Below are 16,700 nucleotides of genomic sequence, written 5' to 3'. Positions count from 1 at the left end.
AAACAACTGCTTGCCGGCAAACAGTTCGGGTAAACGCAGCAGTGGAGGGGGCCGCAGACTCGCTCCTAGCTTCGGCTACTGCGCATACCGACGCGGCTTGGGCACCGGCAAAAAAAAGAGTAGGGAACCCTCTTTAGAAGGCTCCCTACTCCCGGTAGTTGGGCTTACTTGCGGATGCCCAGCTCTTTGATGATGGCACGGTAGCGGTTAATCTCGCGGTGCTGGAGGTAATCCAGCATGCGGCGGCGCTTACCTACCAGTTTGAGCAGACCTAGGCGCGTGCTGTGGTCTTTTTTGTTGGCTTTCAGGTGCTCCGTGAGGTGCTGAATGCGGTGCGTGAACAGCGCAATTTGCGACTCGGCCGAACCGGTGTCGGTATTTACTTTCTGAAGGCTGTTTTTTTCGAAGATGGCCTGCTTGGCCTCGGTCGAGAGTATCATCGGCAGATAGGAATGACCCGTCTTAGATTAAAAAATAAGAAAATTGTCGTTACCCCACACCGCAGGGCGGATGCAAAGATACGGAATTTCTTTCCGAAATCCAACTATTTACTCAGCAGTTGGCAGGGCAAGCCGTCGCAAACGCGGGAAACTGGGCAACCGTTGCGCCAGCCGCCGCCAAAAATCGGTTTCGAGCAGGCCTGAGTCATTGTAAGCTTGGTAAAGGAAAAACAAGCCGGCGGGCAGTAGTAATGCGTTCGACAGCCACATCCCCAGCGCCACCGGCATTTCAAACTCCCGTCCTCCTTTCTCGCCCAAGATGCTGAGCACGTAGTAGACAATGAAAAACAGGATGGAAATGAGAATGGGTACACCTATGCCACCTTTCTTGATAATGGCCCCTAGGGGAGCCCCAATCAGGAACATCAGGATAACAGCCACTGACTGCGTGTACTTGCGGTAGATTTCAATGCGAAACTGCGCCGAGTCGCGGGCCGTTTCAAACAAACGCTGCGAGCTGGTACCCATAAAAGAAGCAATGTTGCGGGCGCGGTTGGCAGCCTGCTCGGCCTGAGCACCCGTAAGCGGCGCTAGCTTGCCGGGCGGCACTTTCCAGGCCGCCACCCGGCGGTAGGCAGCTTGGTTGATAGTGTCAAATCGCAGATAGGTGTAATAACCGCTCAGCTGCAAGGGTACCTGCTTGCGTTGTTGCCGCAAGGCGCGCTGCGTCGAATCAGTGGCTTTAAACAGCTGGGGAATATTCAGCATCATTCGATTTTGCTGAAACAGCTCCTTCTTAGTATTATTCAGGTTGAAGGACGACAGCGAGAACGTTATCATGTTTCGCTTAAAGCCCTGGCGCACAAAAGATGATGCAGAGCGGTCGCGCGCATCGGGTTGCTCTATGTAGCTGTGCCCCCTAAACAGCTCCAGCCCTAAGTACTGCCCGCCGAAACGGGTAAACATGCGCCCGGAATCGGCCAGCATTACCGTGGCGTTGCCCGACTTCTGGGTGTGGTCATAAATCATGATGCCCATCAGGGCATCTTTATTCGGCCCTTCTTTACGATTTACCTTAATGGTATAACCCGGAATTCCGTTGTAAAACACGCCCTCCCGGATATCCAGGGCCAGCTTTTTTTGGCGCACGTCCCAGAGCAGACTATAGGCATTCAGGTTTGCCTTGGGCACTATGCTATTGTTGAACCAGAACGCAATGCCCCCCAGCACCAAGCTAGCTAGCCACACGGGGCGCAAAATGCGCGTCAGCGCGATGCCCGACGCCTTAATGGCGGTTAGTTCGTGGTGTTCACCTAGGTTGCCATACGTCATCAAAGAGGACAGCAGCACCGCCAAGGGCAGCGAGATGGGCACGATAGTAACGCTCAGAAAGAAGAGCAGCTTCAGAATAACGGCGATGCCAAGGTCTTTACCCACAATATCGTCGAGATACTTGAGCAGCACCTGAGTCAGGAAAATGAATTCTACTACCGCGAAGGTGAGCAGAAACGGCCCCGCAAATGCCTTGAGTATTAGTTTATCGAGTTTTTTGAGCATGACTTAGTCAGTAGGGCTGCCGCTTGGCTCCAACGACCTAGGGCAGCTAATAGTGCACGTAGCGCTCGCCCGGAGGCTAGCCGCCTACCTGCTCGCGCAGCCTGCCCACGAGGCTATCCCATAGTTCCTGCTGCTCCTGGGCATTGCCATGGTCAGAGTAATCGGTGACGCGCAGAAACACGCTGTCCGTTATTTTAGAATACTCCAGGCTAAAATCCAGGTAGTTGGCGTCGCTGAGCGGCTGCTTGCGCTCGTCCAGAAACACGTAGCGAATGGAGCGGCCGGGGCGCTGCAGCGCAATTTCGGCGTAGTGGTTCTGCTTGTCCCACACCATATTGAAGCGGTGGTCGGGGTCGAGGCGCACATCATCGCAAAACCACTGCGAGAGCCCCGACGCCGAGGACAAGTAAGGAAACAAGAGGCGAGGCGAAGCATTGATTGGATACTCCATCTCGAAGCGACGCTTACTACTGGTAACGGGCATTTCCATAGGTACTTTAGAAGAGCGCCCGAGTCAGCCACCTTGCAAAAGTGGCTCTGTGGGCAGGAAAACAACTTTTTTTCTAAATGGGGTTGCTCAGTCGCGTTTTTTTGCTACCTTTGCACTCCCAAACCGACCCGGCGGGGTAGCTCAGTTGGTTAGAGCACAGGATTCATAACCCTGAGGTCACGAGTTCAACTCTCGTCCCCGCTACTTTCAAAAACCGTTCTAGTTTTTACTAGGGCGGTTTTTTGCATTTCGGGCTTGCTCGCTTTTAGGCTAAGAAAGCCACTAGCGCGCGAAGTACTAAGCGGCTCATTACCAGCCTAGGTCACCCGACTGACCGCTACGATTGAGCTTTGAGTGACAACCTAGAAGCTCCGCTATAAAGCTCACAAAAAGACAAAGCGCTTGCCTCCTAGATGGGGGCAAGCGCTTTTCAGAGTCAGTAGATGAGGTGAGGCCTAGTAGGCTGCACCTCTATGTTACTTCGCTTTCTCAACGATGCCCGCGAAAGCTGCGGGATGGTTCAGCGCCAGGTCGGCGAGCACCTTACGGTTGAGCTCGATGCCAGCCTTTTTCAGGCCGCCCATCAGTTGCGAATACGACAGGCCGTGCTCACGGGCACCGGCGTTGATACGCTGAATCCAAAGCGCGCGGAACTCGCGCTTCTTCACCTTGCGGTCGCGGTAGGCATAGAGCAAGCCCTTTTCTACGGCGTTTTTCGCAACGGTCCATACGTTTTTGCGCCGGCCATAGTAGCCTTTGGCGAGGCGCATTATTTTCTTGCGACGGTGGCGCGAGGCCACGTGGTTTACACTCCTTGGCATAACCTAAGTTGTTTTTGGCAGCCGGCGCTCAGCATCTGCTGAAGCTTGAATTGCGGCCGGAAGCCTGGTGGTAGTTTAGATGTTCAGCATTTGGCTCACCCGGTTCATGTCAGCCGAGCTAACGAGGCCGCTGCGAGTAAGGGCACGCTTACGCTTAGTGCTTTTCTTGGTCAGAATGTGCGACTTGAAAGCGTGCTTACGCTTCACTTTGCCGGTACCAGTCAGCTTGAAACGCTTCTTGGCACCCGACTTGGTTTTTACTTTGGGCATGGGTTGTGGTTGATTATTGATTGTTAGGTACTGACGCCGAACGGGCAACTTGCGCGTCGGCGGCAGCCATCAACAAACGGGGTTAAGCTATTCGGTAGCGGCCGCTGGGGCCTCTTCTTTTTCCTTAGGTGCCTTGGGCTCCTTGGGCTTGTCGGTAGCGGCCGCCGGCTTAGGAGCGGGCTTAGCTACCACGGCAGCCTTAGGAGCGAGGTACAGGAACATGCGCTTGCCTTCGAGCTTAGGCAACTGCTCTACTTTGGCGAGGTCCTCGAGGGCCTGGGCAAACTTGAGCAGCAAAATCTCACCGCGCTCTTTAAAGACGATGCTACGACCCACGAAGTGCACGTAGCTTTTAATCTTGGCGCCCTCTTTGAGGAACTCCTTGGCATGCTTCACCTTAAACTCAAAGTCGTGGTCGTCGGTGTTGGGGCCGAAGCGAATTTCCTTGATAACGACTTTGGTTTGCTTAGCCTTTAGCTCACGGGTTTTCTTCTTCTGCTCGTACTTAAATTTCGAGTAGTCGATGACGCGGCAAACGGGCGGCGTAGCGGTGGGAGAAATCTCCACTAGGTCCAGATTCTGGTCCTGCGCAAATTTGCGAGCCTGGTCTATTGGATAGATACCTTGCTCGATGTTATCGCCGACGAGACGAACCTCGCGGGCGGTAATTTTCTGATTGATTTTGAACGGCTCCTCCACCTGCTGGCGGGGCACGTACCGACGATTTGGGGTAGCTATGGCGAAAGTCCTCCTGCTAAAAGTGGCCGGATATGAGATTGTTATGCTGAACGGCTTGGCCGGACCATGGCGTTCGGGGGGCAAATATCGGCAATTAATTCTGCCCAAGCAAGATAATACTTAAAAAGGCGTGCTGAAATACTATTCAGCACGCCTTTTTAACATTGTTTTACACGACCTAGGGTGGCAGCAGTGCCCCTACCCCATTGCCTCGGCAATCTGGGCCTGTACGCTCTGCACGAAGCTATCGAGCGGCATCGAGCCGATGTCGCCCTGGCCGTGGCGACGCACGCTCACCAGGCCGTCCTGGGCTTCTTTCTCACCCACTACCAGCAGGTAAGGCGTCTTGGCAATTTCGGCGTCGCGGATTTTGCGGCCGATGCGCTCGTCGCGGGCGTCCACGGTGCCGCGCAAGTCGGCAGCTTCCAACTTGGCTTTCACCTCGTAAGCGTAGTCGGCAAACTTGTCCGAGATGGGCAATATGATGAACTGCTCGGGCGAGAGCCAGAGCGGAAAATTACCGGCCGTGTGCTCGATAAGTACGGCTACGAAGCGCTCCAACGAGCCAAACGGCGCGCGGTGAATCATCACCGGGCGGGCGCGGGTATTGTCGGGCGTCACGTACTCCAAGTCGAAGCGCTCGGGCAGGTTGTAGTCGACCTGAATGGTGCCCAACTGCCAGCGGCGACCTAGGGCATCGCGCACCATAAAGTCGAGCTTGGGGCCGTAGAAAGCCGCTTCGCCTAATTCGGTTACCGTGGTGAGACCTTTCTCGGCGGTGGCCTCCTGAATAGCGGCTTCGGCCAGCGCCCAGTTTTCGTCGGTGCCGATGTATTTGGTCTTGTTTTCGGGGTCGCGCAGCGAAATCTGGGCGGTGAAATCCTGAAAGCCCAGGGCCTTGAACACATAGAGCACCAGGTCGATTACCTTCTGAAACTCCTCCTTCACCTGGTCGGGGCGGCAGAAGATGTGGGCATCGTCCTGGGTAAAGCCGCGCACGCGGGTGAGGCCGTGCAGCTCGCCCGACTGCTCGTAGCGGTACACGGTGCCAAACTCGGCCAGGCGCACCGGCAGGTCGCGGTACGAGCGGGGCTTAGTGCGGTAGATTTCGCAGTGGTGGGGGCAGTTCATCGGCTTGAGGAAGAACTCCTCGCCGGGGTTAGGCGTCTTGATGGGCTGGAAAGAATCGGCACCGTATTTCTCGTAGTGACCGCTGGTCACGTACAGTTCCTTGGCCCCAATGTGCGGCGTCACAACCGGCTGATAACCAGCTTTTACCTGAGCTTTGCGCAGAAACTGCTCTAAGCGTTCGCGCAGGACGGTGCCCTTAGGCAGCCACAGCGGCAGGCCCGCGCCTACCCGCTCCGAAAAGGCGAATAGCTCTAGCTCTTTGCCTAGCTTGCGATGGTCGCGGCGCTTGGCTTCCTCCAGCTTTTCGAGGTACTCGGTGAGGTCCTTGGCCTTGGGGAAAGTGATGCCGTAGAGGCGCGTGAGCTGCTTGTTTTTCTCGTCGCCGCGCCAGTAGGCGCCGGCCACGTTCATGATTTTAGCCGCCTTAATCGTGCCCGTGTCGGGGATATGCGGGCCGCGGCAGAGGTCGGTGAAGCTACCCTGGGTATAGAACGTAATCTGGCCATCGGCCAGGTTTTCGAGCAGCTCCAGCTTGTAGGGGTCTTGCTTCTCGGTGAAGTAGGCTACGGCTTCGGCCTTGGGCACCTCGCGGCGCTCAAACTTGCTCTTGTTCTTGGCTAATTCGAGCATTTTCTTCTCGATGGCGGGGAAGTCGTCGCTGCTGATGGTGCGGCCTTCGCCCAAGTCCACGTCATAGTAGAAGCCGTTTTCGATGGCCGGGCCGATGGCCAGCTTCACGCCGGGATACAGCGCTTCGAGGGCTTCGGCCATGAGGTGGGCCGAGGAGTGCCAGTAGGCTTGTTTGCCGCCAGCATCGTTCCAGGTGAGGATTTCGAGGGTCGCGTCCTCGGTGAAGGGGCGGTGCAGGTCACGGATTTCGCCGTTTACTTTTACGGCCAAGGCATTGCGAGCCAGGCCTTCGCTGATGCTGGCGGCTAGGTCGTAGCCAGTGGTGCCGGGCTCGACCTGGCGGACGGAGCCATCGGGGAGGGTGATATGGAGCATAACTAGTGCTTGCAAGTGAGCGCAAAGCAGGCGCAAGTTACGCCTGCGCACCAGGAAATGGGTAATTGGTACCCTAGGTAGCTCAGGGGCTACTACTGCCTAGGGGGCGCGGCGACCGCCGCCGCCGGGGCCCGGCGGTAATAGGTAGTGGGCGGGCGCAGGCTGTCGGGCAGGGTGGCGCGTACCAGCTCGCCGGTTTTCCAGACCTTATACGTCCAGTGTTGATTGCCAGGGTTTTCGACTACCAGCAGCCGAAACTGCGCAAAGGCCTCGGGCAGGCGGTGCTGGGCTTCGAGGGCCTCGGCCAACATGGCGCGCGCTTGGGGCAGGCGCGGGTTGCGGCGCAACGCCCGCTTGAGGTGCGGAATGAGGGTGGCCGGCCGCTGGCCGTGCGCCCCGGCCGCCAGGGCTAGGCGGTAGTCGGCCCGGTACTGGGTGGTATCGAGGCGCAGCGCCCGGCGGTAATAATGTAGCGCGCTATCGGGCCGCCCCAGCAGCTCTAGCTGGCGGCCGTAGTCGTAGGTCAGCGCGCCCGAGGTGGAGTCGAGCCGCAGGCCCTGGGCGGCGTATCGAGCAGCCTCATCGGGCAGCCGGTAGGCATTGAGCAGAAAGGCCAACTGGTGCATAATCTCGGGTTGGCGCGGGTCGCGGGCCAGGGCGGCGCGCAGGTAGTCGAGCGCCTGCGCTGTATCGGTGGTGGCGGCGTAGGCCAGGCCTTTGTAAAACAGCGCAGCAGGCTGGTCAGGGTCGAGGCGCAGGGTGCGGTCGAGGCTTTCGAGGGCAGCCTCGTACTGCCGGGCGGCCAGGTGGGTTTCGCCCTCCAGCAGCGGCAGTTCAGGCGAGTTGAAACCGCTGGCCGCCGCCTGGCGGGCGGCGGCCAGCGCCTGGGGCAGGCGCCCCAGGGCCCGCAACGTGCGCGCCTGCAAAAAGTAGAGCTCGCCGTCGGCATCATCGAGGGCGAGGGCGGCCCCAATATCGCGCAGGGCGGCCGAGGGCTGGCCGGCGGCCAGGCGCAAGCTGGCGCGGCGGGCCAGCAGCCCCGTATTGTCGGGCTGCTGCCGGATGGCGCCGTCTAGCTCATCGGCCTGCACGCGAGGGCCGCTTTGCACCGTGGCCAGGTTTACCAGGGTGTCGGGCCGCTCGGCGGGGGCCGCCTGACAGGCGGCGAGCAGTGGTAAAAACAGAATAAGCCAGCGACGCATCAGCAAGTATATATTTTTGACAGCTAGGCACTAAGCTACCAGGTAGTGTTTCGCAGCTTTAAATCAGTACGAATCCTTGGTACGCATCACACATACCAGGTTTAAGGAACGGCTTCGCCTGCAAACACCAAATTTAGTAGCTGATGCTGCTTGATGCAGCTGGCCTGCTTTCGGCCAAACCCGGGCGCCAAAGGTCACGCGGGTAGCATTACTCGCGGGCGGCAGGTTTCTCCCGGGAGCGCAACTGCTCGTACCAGCGGGCGTGGAGGCGGTCGCGCCGGGAGGTGGCCCGCACCAGCGGGGGCAGCAGCTGCTGACACAGGCGGTTAATGGTAAGGTCTTCGCTGGTATAGGTAGGCAGTTTAATGGCCTGTTGGAGCACCGCAATGGCCCGGCGGCGGTAGCCCTGGTACTTGTACATCCGGGCCAGGTCGTAGCTGTACTGAATGCGTGTGGGGTCGAGCTCGTGCGCTTTCTCCATAGCTTCCATCGCCTTTTTGGAGCTCGCGCCCTGCGGGTAGCCCCCTAGGAAGACGCGCGAAAAGAATTTTTCGAGTACGTTGTAGTGGGCCACGCGGTAGTACCAGCGGCCCAGCAACTGCCACGCTTCGGGCATGTCGGGGCGGCGCTCGGCGGCCAGAAACACGTGCGGCCGCAGCTGCTTGAAGATACGCAGCCGGTCGCGGGCACTCAGCAGCCCCGCTTGGCTGAACAGGGCCAGGGCCATGGCGTAGTTGCTTTCGCCGGCCTGGGGCTGCACTTCCAGCGCCCGGCTGGCGTACTGATTGGCGGCGGCGAAGTAGGCGCTCTTGCGGGTTTCGTCGGAGTAGCGATTGCCGATGCTCACGCTCAGCACCGCGGCGCGCCACAGGCTCCCATAGTGCTGCGGTTGAACTCTGAGCGCCGCTTCGTAGGCCGCCAGCGCTTCCGAATCCTTGAACTTAGCTTGCAGTGCGGCGGCCCGGCGCAGGTACTCGCGCAGGGCCACCGAGTCGGGCGCCGCCGACGCGCCGGCCCTGGGTCCGGCCTTGGCGCCCGGCGCCGGGCTAATAGCCTCCGGCAGGGCGGGCAGCGAGGGCGGCGACGTGGTGGTGCCCTGCGCCCACCCCGCCCTAGGGTGCCCGGCCGCCAACCCCACGGCCAGCAGCACCGACTTCGCGGGCAGGGAAAGGCGGCTCATAAACGGGGGCACACGACGTCCATAAGCGCTAAAATAACCCTAGCTGCGCCTTGGGCCGCCGCAGCAACGCCTGCGACTGCGCCACCTCCTCAGCCGTGACATCAACGGGCTGCGATGAGTCAGGCTCGGCAATCGGGGCATCGTCCTCGGCCTTGGGGGCCGCGCCGCGCTTCTTGGCCTCGCGGCGGGCGGGCTCGGGGCCTTCGTCGGTGAGTAGGGTTAGGGCGTGGACTTTGTAGTAGTTCAGCTTGTTGCCCATCGCCTTCCAACCTTTTACCTCGATAAACTGGTCGAGGCGCAGGGTTTCAGTCTCTTTTTCCGACTTTTTGTCGCGCTGCACTTTCAGCTCGGCCTCCGGCTCGGCAAAGGTGGTGGCGGCCAGCAGCTTAGAGCCTTTGCTCTCAGAGATGAAGCTAAACGGCTTGTCCATCGTCGTCGTTTCGATGTGGAAGCGCTTGACGTAGTGCAGCTTGGTTTCGCCGTCTACATACACGGCGCTTATTACGGTATCGGGCTCCAGCTTGCGCAGAACCAGAATGTTAGGCACGTCGAAGTGCAGCGTCGGGCTCGGGGCCTTCAGCTCATAAGAGCCATCCTTGTACACCACCAACACCACGTGCTCGGTGTCGAAGGCGCCTAGGTAGCGGCCGTGGCCCGCGTGGTTGAGGCGGCCCACTACGCTGTCGAAGAACACCTCGCGGCCCCCTAGGGTACTGTCGCCCACCGACTTTTGGGTTATCTTCTTGATAAGCTGCTTGGTCACGATGTTGCCCATCGAGCCCTTGCCCTTGATAGCGAGCTCGGCAAAATCGAAGTCGAACTGCTTGACCCGCGCCTGCGCCTTATCGGAAAGCTGGATGCTCACAATCTCGCTCTCCGAGTTCGGATTAGCGGTGAGGTACAGCACCTTGGTGCCTTTGGTGGCCTTGGTGAGGTCATAGACCTTATCGCGGGTGATACCCGAAACCAGGAAGCGCTTGGCGAAGCTGATGCCGCTGGCGCCGTCCACGTACACCATATTATACACCAGCCGGTCGTCGTTCTTGTTGTAGACGCCCGCGTGCAGAATATCCTTGCCCACGAAGGTCTTTTCCGCGATGCGGTTTACCGTGAAGGTACCATCGCGCCGGATGGCGATGATGTCGTCGAGGTCCGAGCAGCTGGCGACTTCCACCGCTTTTTCGTCCTTTTTGAGGCCGTAGCCCACGAAACCGTCCTGATAGTTGACGTAGAGCTTCTGGTTGGCCACGGCCACTTTCTGAGCCGTTACCACGTCGAAGGTGCGCAGCTGGGTTTTGCGGTCGCGTTTGGCGCCGTACTTCTTCAAGAGGTTGTCGAAGTAAGCGATAGCGTAGCGCGTGAGGTTGGCCAGGTGGTCGGCTACTTCGGCCAGCTCGGCGTCGAGCTTCTGGATGTACTCCTCGGCCTTGAAGCCGTCGAACTTCGAGATGCGCTTGATGCGGATTTCGGTCAGGCGCGTGAGGTCGTCCTCATTCACCGGGCGGCGAATGACGAGGCGCACGTCGTCCTTCTTGAGTTTCTCCCCTTCTACCCGCACGAACTTCTTGAGCCCTAGGTCGATGGTTTCTAGAATCTGCTCCCAGGTCTCGCACTCCTCGATTTTGCGGTAGATGCGGTTCTCGATAAAAATCTTTTCCAGCGAGGCCGAGTGCCACTTCTCTTGTAGCTCCTGCTGCCTGATTTCGAGCTCGCGCTCCAGCAAGCGCACGGTTTTGCCGGTGCTCAGGCGCAGCATATCCTCCACGCCCACGAAACGCGGCTTGTCGTCGATGATGACGCAGGTGTTGGGCGAAATCGAGATTTCGCAGTCCGTAAAGGCGTATAGCGCGTCGATGGTGAGGTCGGGGCTGATGCCGGGCGGCAGCTGCACCTGAATTTCGACGTCGGCCGCGGTGTTGTCCACCACCTTCTTAATCTTGATTTTATTCGCTTCCGAAGCCTTCACGATGCTCTCCATGAGCGCCGTGGTGGTGGTGCCGTACGGAATATCGCGAATGATGAGCAGCGTCTTGTCGAACTTCTCGATGGTGGCGCGCAGCCGGATTTTGCCGCCCCGCTGCCCACTCTGGTAGTTGCTGACGTCGGCTAGGCCGCCCGTTGGGAAGTCGGGGTAGAGCTGAAACTCTTTGCCCCGTAGCACCGCCATGCTGGCCTCGCACAGCTCGCGGAAGTTGTGGGGCATAATCTTGGTGCTCAGGCCCACCGCGATACCTTCCACGCCCTGCGCCAGCAGCAGCGGGAACTTGACGGGCAGCGTGATGGGCTCGCGCTTGCGGCCGTCGTAGCTCAACTGCCACTCCGTAATGTCGGGGTTGAAGATGACCTCAAGGGCAAACTTGGAGAGCCGCGCCTCGATGTAGCGCGGCGCGGCGGCCGAGTCGCCGGTGCGCACGTCGCCCCAGTTGCCCTGGGTTTCGATGAGCAAATCTTTCTGCCCCAGGTTCACCATTGCGTCGCCAATGCTGGCATCGCCGTGCGGGTGGTACTGCATGGTCTGGCCGATTACGTTGGCCACTTTGTTGAAGCGGCCATCGTCCATCTCGTTCATCGCGTGCAGGATGCGGCGCTGCACGGGCTTCAGGCCGTCTTCCACGGCCGGCACGGCCCGCTCCAGAATCACGTAGCTGGCGTAGTCCAGAAACCAGTTCTGGTACATGCCCCGCACGTTGTTCACGTCGTGGATGACCTCGCCGGGTGCGAATTTGGTTTCCTCCTCCGCTTCTTCTACTGCCTCCGCGCCAGCTTCGGCCGGCGAGTCGGGCTCGGCCTCCACGTCTAGGTCAGCCAGCACAGCTTCGTCCTCCGCGTCTTCGCCAAACAAAGCCGCAGCGGCGGCCTGCGTGGCATCGGCGGCTAGCTCGGCGGTTTCCGCTTCCAGCTCCGGGCCGGCCGGGGCTCCTAGGTCAAAACTTAAGGAGTCGCCGGGCTGCAGGTAGTCGGGGTCGGAAGCATCGGGGGTAGAAGTATCAGAAAGGGCCACGTGGGGAAGCGTAAAGAGTCGGCAGTCAACCGGCAAAAGTACCGTAAAAATTGGGCGCAACGCCTATCTATAAAAGTAAGGCGGCGGCGGAAAGTTCCCAAAAATATTAGTTGTCGCACGAGCATTATCCACTAACCTGACTAGCAAACGCCTACCGCTGACGCAAAGAAAGCCCCCGCTCGCGGGGCGAACGGGAGCAGATTTCGTACATAGGGCCTGTGATTAATGCCCTACCTCTTCAGCAGTGGGTGGCTAGCGGTGTACTGCACGTAGTCGAGCAGCTTATCCAAGAGCGGGCTCGGCAGGTTGGGCAAAACAGGCAGCAAAAACGTAGCATCGGCCGTGCTAACGTGGCCCGTCAACTCGGTCAGCGCCTCGGGCGTGGCTAGCCGGTAGCCCATGCGCCAGTGGGCAAAGCGGCGGTGGTCAAGGCGCCCATCGGCCAGCAGGGTGAGGTGCTGGTGACGCGGGTCGCGCGAAATGCGCATAAAATATAGCTCGTGTACCTCATTCACATCGCCTTCGAGCACCTGCACAAACCGCCCATCTTGCGCATAGAGCAGCAGCCCAGTCAGGCCCTTTTCCTCGTTAGTTATCCGAGCTTTCCGGAGTAAGTCCGCTAGCTCAGCCTCGGTGAACGGGTGGGTAACCTGGCTCTCGTAGATGAGGTGGTGTAGCAGCATAGGATAGTTTACGGGTGGCTTAAACTTTAGTATTGTTGGCGGCTCCCAGATTAGGCCAGCTCTATTTCGGGCACCGGCAGCGCGTCGCTGATTACTAAGTCTTTCTCCAACCGTAGGTTATCGATGATAAATTCTTGGCGGGCCGGCGTATTCTTGCCCATGTAGTAAGCCAGCACTTGCTGAATGGAACGGTCGGACTGCAGAATAACGGGTTCGAGTTTGATGTTTTCTCCAATAAACTTGCCAAACTCGTCGGGCGAAATCTCACCTAGGCCCTTAAAGCGCGTCACTTCGGGATTGCGGCCGAGCTTGCGCATAGCCTCCTGCTTTTCGCTCTCCGAATAGCAATAAATAGTTTCCTTTTTATTACGCACCCGAAACAGCGGCGTTTCCAGAATAAAAACGTGGCCGTTGCGCACGAGGTCGGGGAAAAACTGGAGGAAGAACGTGAGCAGCAGCAGCCGGATGTGCATGCCGTCTACGTCGGCGTCGGTAGCTACCACCACGCGGTTGTAGCGCAGGCCTTCCAAACCTTCCTCGATGTTGAGGGCGTGCTGCAAGAGGTTGAATTCCTCGTTCTCGTATACGATTTTCTTCTTGAGCCCGAAGCAGTTGAGCGGCTTGCCGCGCAGGCTGAACACGGCCTCCAGCTCCACGTTGCGGCTCTTAGTGATACTGCCGCTGGCCGAATCGCCTTCGGTAATGAAGAGCGTGGTGAGCGGCTCTTTTTCGGCGCCGTCCTTGGCGTTTTCACCCAGGTGGAAGCGGCAGTCGCGCAGCTTGCGGTTGTGCAGATTGGCTTTTTTGGCGCGCTGGTTGGCCAGCTTTTTCACGCCAGCCATGTCCTTGCGCTCGCGCTCGCTCTGCTCAATGCGCTTTTTCAGAGCTTCCGCCACGGCGGGGTTCTTGTGCAGGTAGTTGTCGAGCTCGTCCTTGACGAACTCAAGGATAAAGCCGCGCACCGTAGGCCCATCCTCTCCCATATTGATACTGCCGAGCTTGGTCTTGGTCTGGCTCTCGAATACGGGCTCCTGCACCCGCACCGAAATGGCGCCGATGATGCTGGCCCGAATGTCGGCCGCATCGTACTCCTTGGTCTTATTGGTCTTGGTATAGAACTCGCGCACCGCTTTAACTACTGCTTCGCGAAATGCGGCTAAGTGCGTGCCGCCCTGCGTAGTATACTGGCCATTCACGAACGAGTAATACTCCTCGCCGTAATCATTTCCGTGCGTAAGCGCCAGCTCGATGTCGGCGCCTTTCAGGTGAATGATGGGGTAGCGCAGGGCATCCTCATCAGTCTTGTGGCGCAGCAAATCGAGCAGGCCGTTCTCTGAAATGTACTTCTGGCCGTTGAAGTAAATCGCCAGCCCGGCGTTGAGGTAGCAGTAGTTGCGAATCTGATTCTCGAGATACTCTGGGATGAAGCGATAGCTCTTAAAAATCGTCTCGTCGGGCTGAAACGTGATAAGCGTGCCGTTGCGCTGGCTGGTTTTGATGGGCTTGGGGTCACCCACCAGCTGGCCCTGCGAGAACTCGGCAGCCTTCATTTGACCCTCGCGCACGCTTTGCACCAGAAAGTAGCTACTGAGCGCGTTTACGGCCTTGGTACCCACGCCGTTGAGGCCCACCGACTTCTGGAACACCTTGCTATCGTACTTGCCGCCAGTGTTGATTTTGCTCACCACGTCTACCACCTTACCTAGGGGAATACCGCGGCCGTAGTCGCGCACCTGCACCTTGCTCTCCGAGATTTTTATCTCGATGGTGCGGCCGTAGCCCATCACGTGCTCATCGATGCAGTTGTCCACTACCTCCTTCACCAGCACGTAGATACCATCGTCGTAGCTACTGCCATCGCCCAGCTTGCCGATGTACATGCCCGGCCGCAGCCGAATATGCTCGCGCCAGTCGAGCGAGCGGATGCTGTCTTCGGTGTAGCCGTGGGCGGGGGCCAGTACTTGGGGTTCGTCGTTCATTAATCGCAGATTTAACGGATTCCGCGGATACGCTTGCTGCGCAAGCTGACTATGAGCGGTGGCGCTTTTGGCTGTCGCTGCTTAGAATCCGTATGTGGGGCAGTTTTTGAGTAAAAGTAACGCACAATGTAGCGTTGAATCAACTTCCCGCTGCCACGTTTTTTAGTTTAAGGCTGCCAATCATATTAGGTTTTTAACCCTTGCCTACCGGCGAAAGTTCGGTGCACCGCTTGCCAACTCCTAACTCCTAACTCTTAACTCCATACTCATAACGCAACATGCTACCCCCTCCCAATCAGTTTAATCAGCCGCGCAACCTACCGGGGCAGTCGTTCAACCACGCCCCCACCGAGATAAAGCAGTCGGCAGTGGTGCACTACACCTTCATGCTCATTGGCTTATCGCTGCTGGTATTTGTGCTGCACAAGCTCGACGACCTGCTGCTGCCGCTGGTGTACGCCATATTGCTGAGCCTGCTGCTGATGCCGCTCGTGACCAAGCTCGAAAAGTGGCGCTGGCCCCGCATGCTGGCCATCGCAGCGTCGCTTTTGCTGGTGGTGTTGGTGCTTGCGGGGCTCTTCACCTTCTTTGGCTCCCAAATAATCAGCCTGCGCGGCGAGCTGCCGCTCATTCAGAGCAAGCTCGTGGTGCTCTTCGACCAGCAGCAGCAAGCCCTGAGCCAACGGTTTCATTTCCAGCCCATGAGCCACGATGAAGTTATCGACTCGTCGCTGTCGGCCCTGCAAAAGCAGTCGAGCAAGTACCTAGGCTCGACCCTCAACACCACCCTGGGCGTGCTGAGCACCGTGACCCTGGTGCCCATCTACATCTTTTGCTTTCTGTATTACCGCGACCACCTGCGGCAGTTTATGTTCCGCTTCGTGGAGCCCGACAAGCGCACGGTAGTGCTGCACACCGTCGATAATATCCAGAACGTGGTGCAGGGCTACATGTCGGGCCTGTTCACGGTTATCGTGGTCGTGTCCATTCTGAACGCCATCGGGCTGCTGGCGCTCGGGGTCAAGTACGCCATTTTCTTCGCCGTTTTTGCCTCGGTGCTGGCCGTTATTCCCTACATCGGCATCATCGTGGGCTCCATCATTCCGGCGCTCATTACCTACGTCGAAACTGGTTCGCTCACGCACGGGCTGGCCGTTATTGGCGTGTTTATGGTGGTGCAGTTTATTTCGGATAATATTCTGTCGCCGCTCATTACGGCCTCTAAAGTGAGTCTAAACCCGCTCACGGCCATTATCGCCCTTATTTTGGGGGCGCAGCTGTGGGGCACGCCGGGCATGATTCTGAGCGTGCCCATCTCGGCCGTGCTCAAAGTAGTGCTCGACGCCAATAAATCGACCGAGCCCTGGGGCTTTCTCCTAGGTGATGTGGGCAGCGGCGAAACTACTAAGAAAGACCCTGCCGACAGCCGCGGCTTTGTAGCCAAGCTCTGGGACCAAGTGCGCGGTAAGCGCGCGCCGTTGGCTCCCGAACCCGACTTACCGCCGATGCCGCAGCCCCGTCGAGCTTAGATTGGCCAACCGCAACGCACCTAGGATAAAGCCAAAATTTTATACTAGCAAAACACACCCTTGGCCTCCAGCATTCGCGTACAAGGGCCAGTGAGCGACGCCGAACACAATTTGGTTGCTCCGTCTCTCTTTCTACTTTACAGACAATACTCATGGCTAACGAAATCATCACCCGCGCGTTTACCGACATCCTCAACCTGAACCGCACGTCGGTAAAAGGCTACCAGGAAGCCGCTGAAGAAGTAACGAGCCCCGAACTGAAATCGCAGTTGAGCCAATTTTCGCAGCAGCGCGCTGGCTTCGTAGCGGACCTGGAAGGCTACGCTAAGCAGTACGGCATCGACGCTAGCGACGACTCTACCATCGAGAGCGTAGCTACTGATGCCGCCGCCGCCGTGCACCGCGGCTGGATTAACATCAAGTCGGCCTTCACCGGCGGCAGCGACTCTTCAGTACTCGAAGCTGCCGAAACTGGTGAAGCTTCGGCCCTCAAGGCTTACGAAACCGCTCTGTCGGCCCAGGATATCCCGGCCGGTGCCAAAACGGTATTCCAGCAGCAGCACGATGCTATTCTGCAAGCCAAAAACTGGCTGACCCAGCACAAAAACAGCTAAGCTACTTTTTTAGCTAAGTAAAAAAGCCCGCCATCCGGCGGGCTTTTTTTGTATATAGCT

General features: G+C 58.4%; 13 protein-coding genes, 1 tRNA gene and 1 pseudogene. 3 read left to right on the top strand and 12 right to left on the bottom strand.

Going from position 1 to position 16,700, the window contains the following annotated elements:
* Positions 1-164 precede the first annotated feature (164 nt).
* The 3 genes from rpsO to ACFSDX_RS10100 form a co-directional block, all read right to left on the bottom strand.
* Positions 165-440 carry a 30S ribosomal protein S15 gene (gene rpsO / locus ACFSDX_RS10110; RefSeq protein ID WP_382313244.1) on the bottom strand — a complete coding sequence of 92 codons (276 nt, stop codon included), beginning with the start codon at positions 438-440 and terminating at the stop codon, positions 165-167.
* 108 nt (positions 441-548) lie between these two features.
* Positions 549-1,997, bottom strand: a complete 1,449-nt coding sequence (locus ACFSDX_RS10105) for an LptF/LptG family permease (protein ID WP_382313243.1) — start codon at positions 1,995-1,997, stop codon at positions 549-551.
* A gap of 76 nt (positions 1,998-2,073) precedes the next feature.
* Complete coding sequence (locus ACFSDX_RS10100) at positions 2,074-2,487, bottom strand: START-like domain-containing protein (protein WP_382313242.1); 414 nt, start codon at positions 2,485-2,487, stop codon at positions 2,074-2,076.
* A 130-nt stretch (positions 2,488-2,617) separates the two neighbouring features.
* Between ACFSDX_RS10100 and ACFSDX_RS10095 the strand changes: the two genes are divergently transcribed.
* Positions 2,618-2,691 (top strand) — tRNA-Met (locus tag ACFSDX_RS10095).
* A gap of 272 nt (positions 2,692-2,963) precedes the next feature.
* Here the strand turns inward: ACFSDX_RS10095 and rplT are convergent.
* The 9 genes and pseudogenes from rplT to ACFSDX_RS10050 all read right to left on the bottom strand — a co-directional run bounded on the left by rplT (position 2,964) and on the right by ACFSDX_RS10050 (position 14,497).
* A complete protein-coding gene (rplT, locus tag ACFSDX_RS10090; protein ID WP_382313240.1) occupies positions 2,964-3,308 on the bottom strand; it encodes a 50S ribosomal protein L20 in 345 nt (114 codons plus the stop codon).
* Positions 3,309-3,383: 75 nt separating this feature from the next.
* A complete protein-coding gene (rpmI, locus tag ACFSDX_RS10085; RefSeq protein WP_133656457.1) occupies positions 3,384-3,578 on the bottom strand; it encodes a 50S ribosomal protein L35 in 195 nt (64 codons plus the stop codon).
* 180 nt (positions 3,579-3,758) lie between these two features.
* A pseudogene (infC, locus tag ACFSDX_RS10080) lies at positions 3,759-4,316 on the bottom strand (translation initiation factor IF-3); the annotation flags it as partial.
* A gap of 198 nt (positions 4,317-4,514) precedes the next feature.
* Positions 4,515-6,452 (bottom strand): threonine--tRNA ligase, encoded by a 1,938-nt coding sequence (gene thrS / locus ACFSDX_RS10075; RefSeq protein WP_382313238.1) that lies wholly within the window; start codon positions 6,450-6,452, stop codon positions 4,515-4,517.
* A 92-nt stretch (positions 6,453-6,544) separates the two neighbouring features.
* Complete coding sequence (locus tag ACFSDX_RS10070) at positions 6,545-7,654, bottom strand: tetratricopeptide repeat protein (protein WP_382313236.1); 1,110 nt, start codon at positions 7,652-7,654, stop codon at positions 6,545-6,547.
* Positions 7,655-7,862: 208 nt separating this feature from the next.
* Complete coding sequence (locus ACFSDX_RS10065; RefSeq protein ID WP_382313235.1) at positions 7,863-8,834, bottom strand: tetratricopeptide repeat protein; 972 nt, start codon at positions 8,832-8,834, stop codon at positions 7,863-7,865.
* 28 nt (positions 8,835-8,862) lie between these two features.
* The gene (locus ACFSDX_RS10060; RefSeq protein ID WP_382313789.1) at positions 8,863-11,628 is read right to left on the bottom strand and encodes a DNA gyrase/topoisomerase IV subunit A; all 2,766 of its coding nucleotides are present in this window, start codon (positions 11,626-11,628) and stop codon (positions 8,863-8,865) included.
* Between the two features lie 437 nt (positions 11,629-12,065).
* Positions 12,066-12,518 carry a BLUF domain-containing protein gene (locus ACFSDX_RS10055; RefSeq protein WP_382313234.1) on the bottom strand — a complete coding sequence of 151 codons (453 nt, stop codon included), beginning with the start codon at positions 12,516-12,518 and terminating at the stop codon, positions 12,066-12,068.
* Between the two features lie 50 nt (positions 12,519-12,568).
* The gene (locus tag ACFSDX_RS10050) at positions 12,569-14,497 is read right to left on the bottom strand and encodes a DNA topoisomerase IV subunit B (protein ID WP_382313233.1); all 1,929 of its coding nucleotides are present in this window, start codon (positions 14,495-14,497) and stop codon (positions 12,569-12,571) included.
* Between the two features lie 278 nt (positions 14,498-14,775).
* Here ACFSDX_RS10050 and ACFSDX_RS10045 point away from each other — a divergent pair, with 278 nt between their 5' ends.
* A complete protein-coding gene (locus tag ACFSDX_RS10045) occupies positions 14,776-16,026 on the top strand; it encodes an AI-2E family transporter (protein WP_382313232.1) in 1,251 nt (416 codons plus the stop codon).
* A gap of 152 nt (positions 16,027-16,178) precedes the next feature.
* On the top strand, positions 16,179-16,640 hold the full coding sequence (locus ACFSDX_RS10040) for a ferritin-like domain-containing protein (RefSeq protein ID WP_382313231.1): 462 nt from the start codon (positions 16,179-16,181) through the stop codon (positions 16,638-16,640).
* Positions 16,641-16,700: the final 60 nt, after the last annotated feature.

Source organism: Hymenobacter bucti, from assembly GCF_042681145.1.
Taxonomy (GTDB): Bacteria; Bacteroidota; Bacteroidia; order Cytophagales; family Hymenobacteraceae; genus Hymenobacter; species Hymenobacter bucti.
Note: the sequence above shows the minus strand (reverse complement) of the source record. Positions and strands in the feature narration are given on the sequence as shown.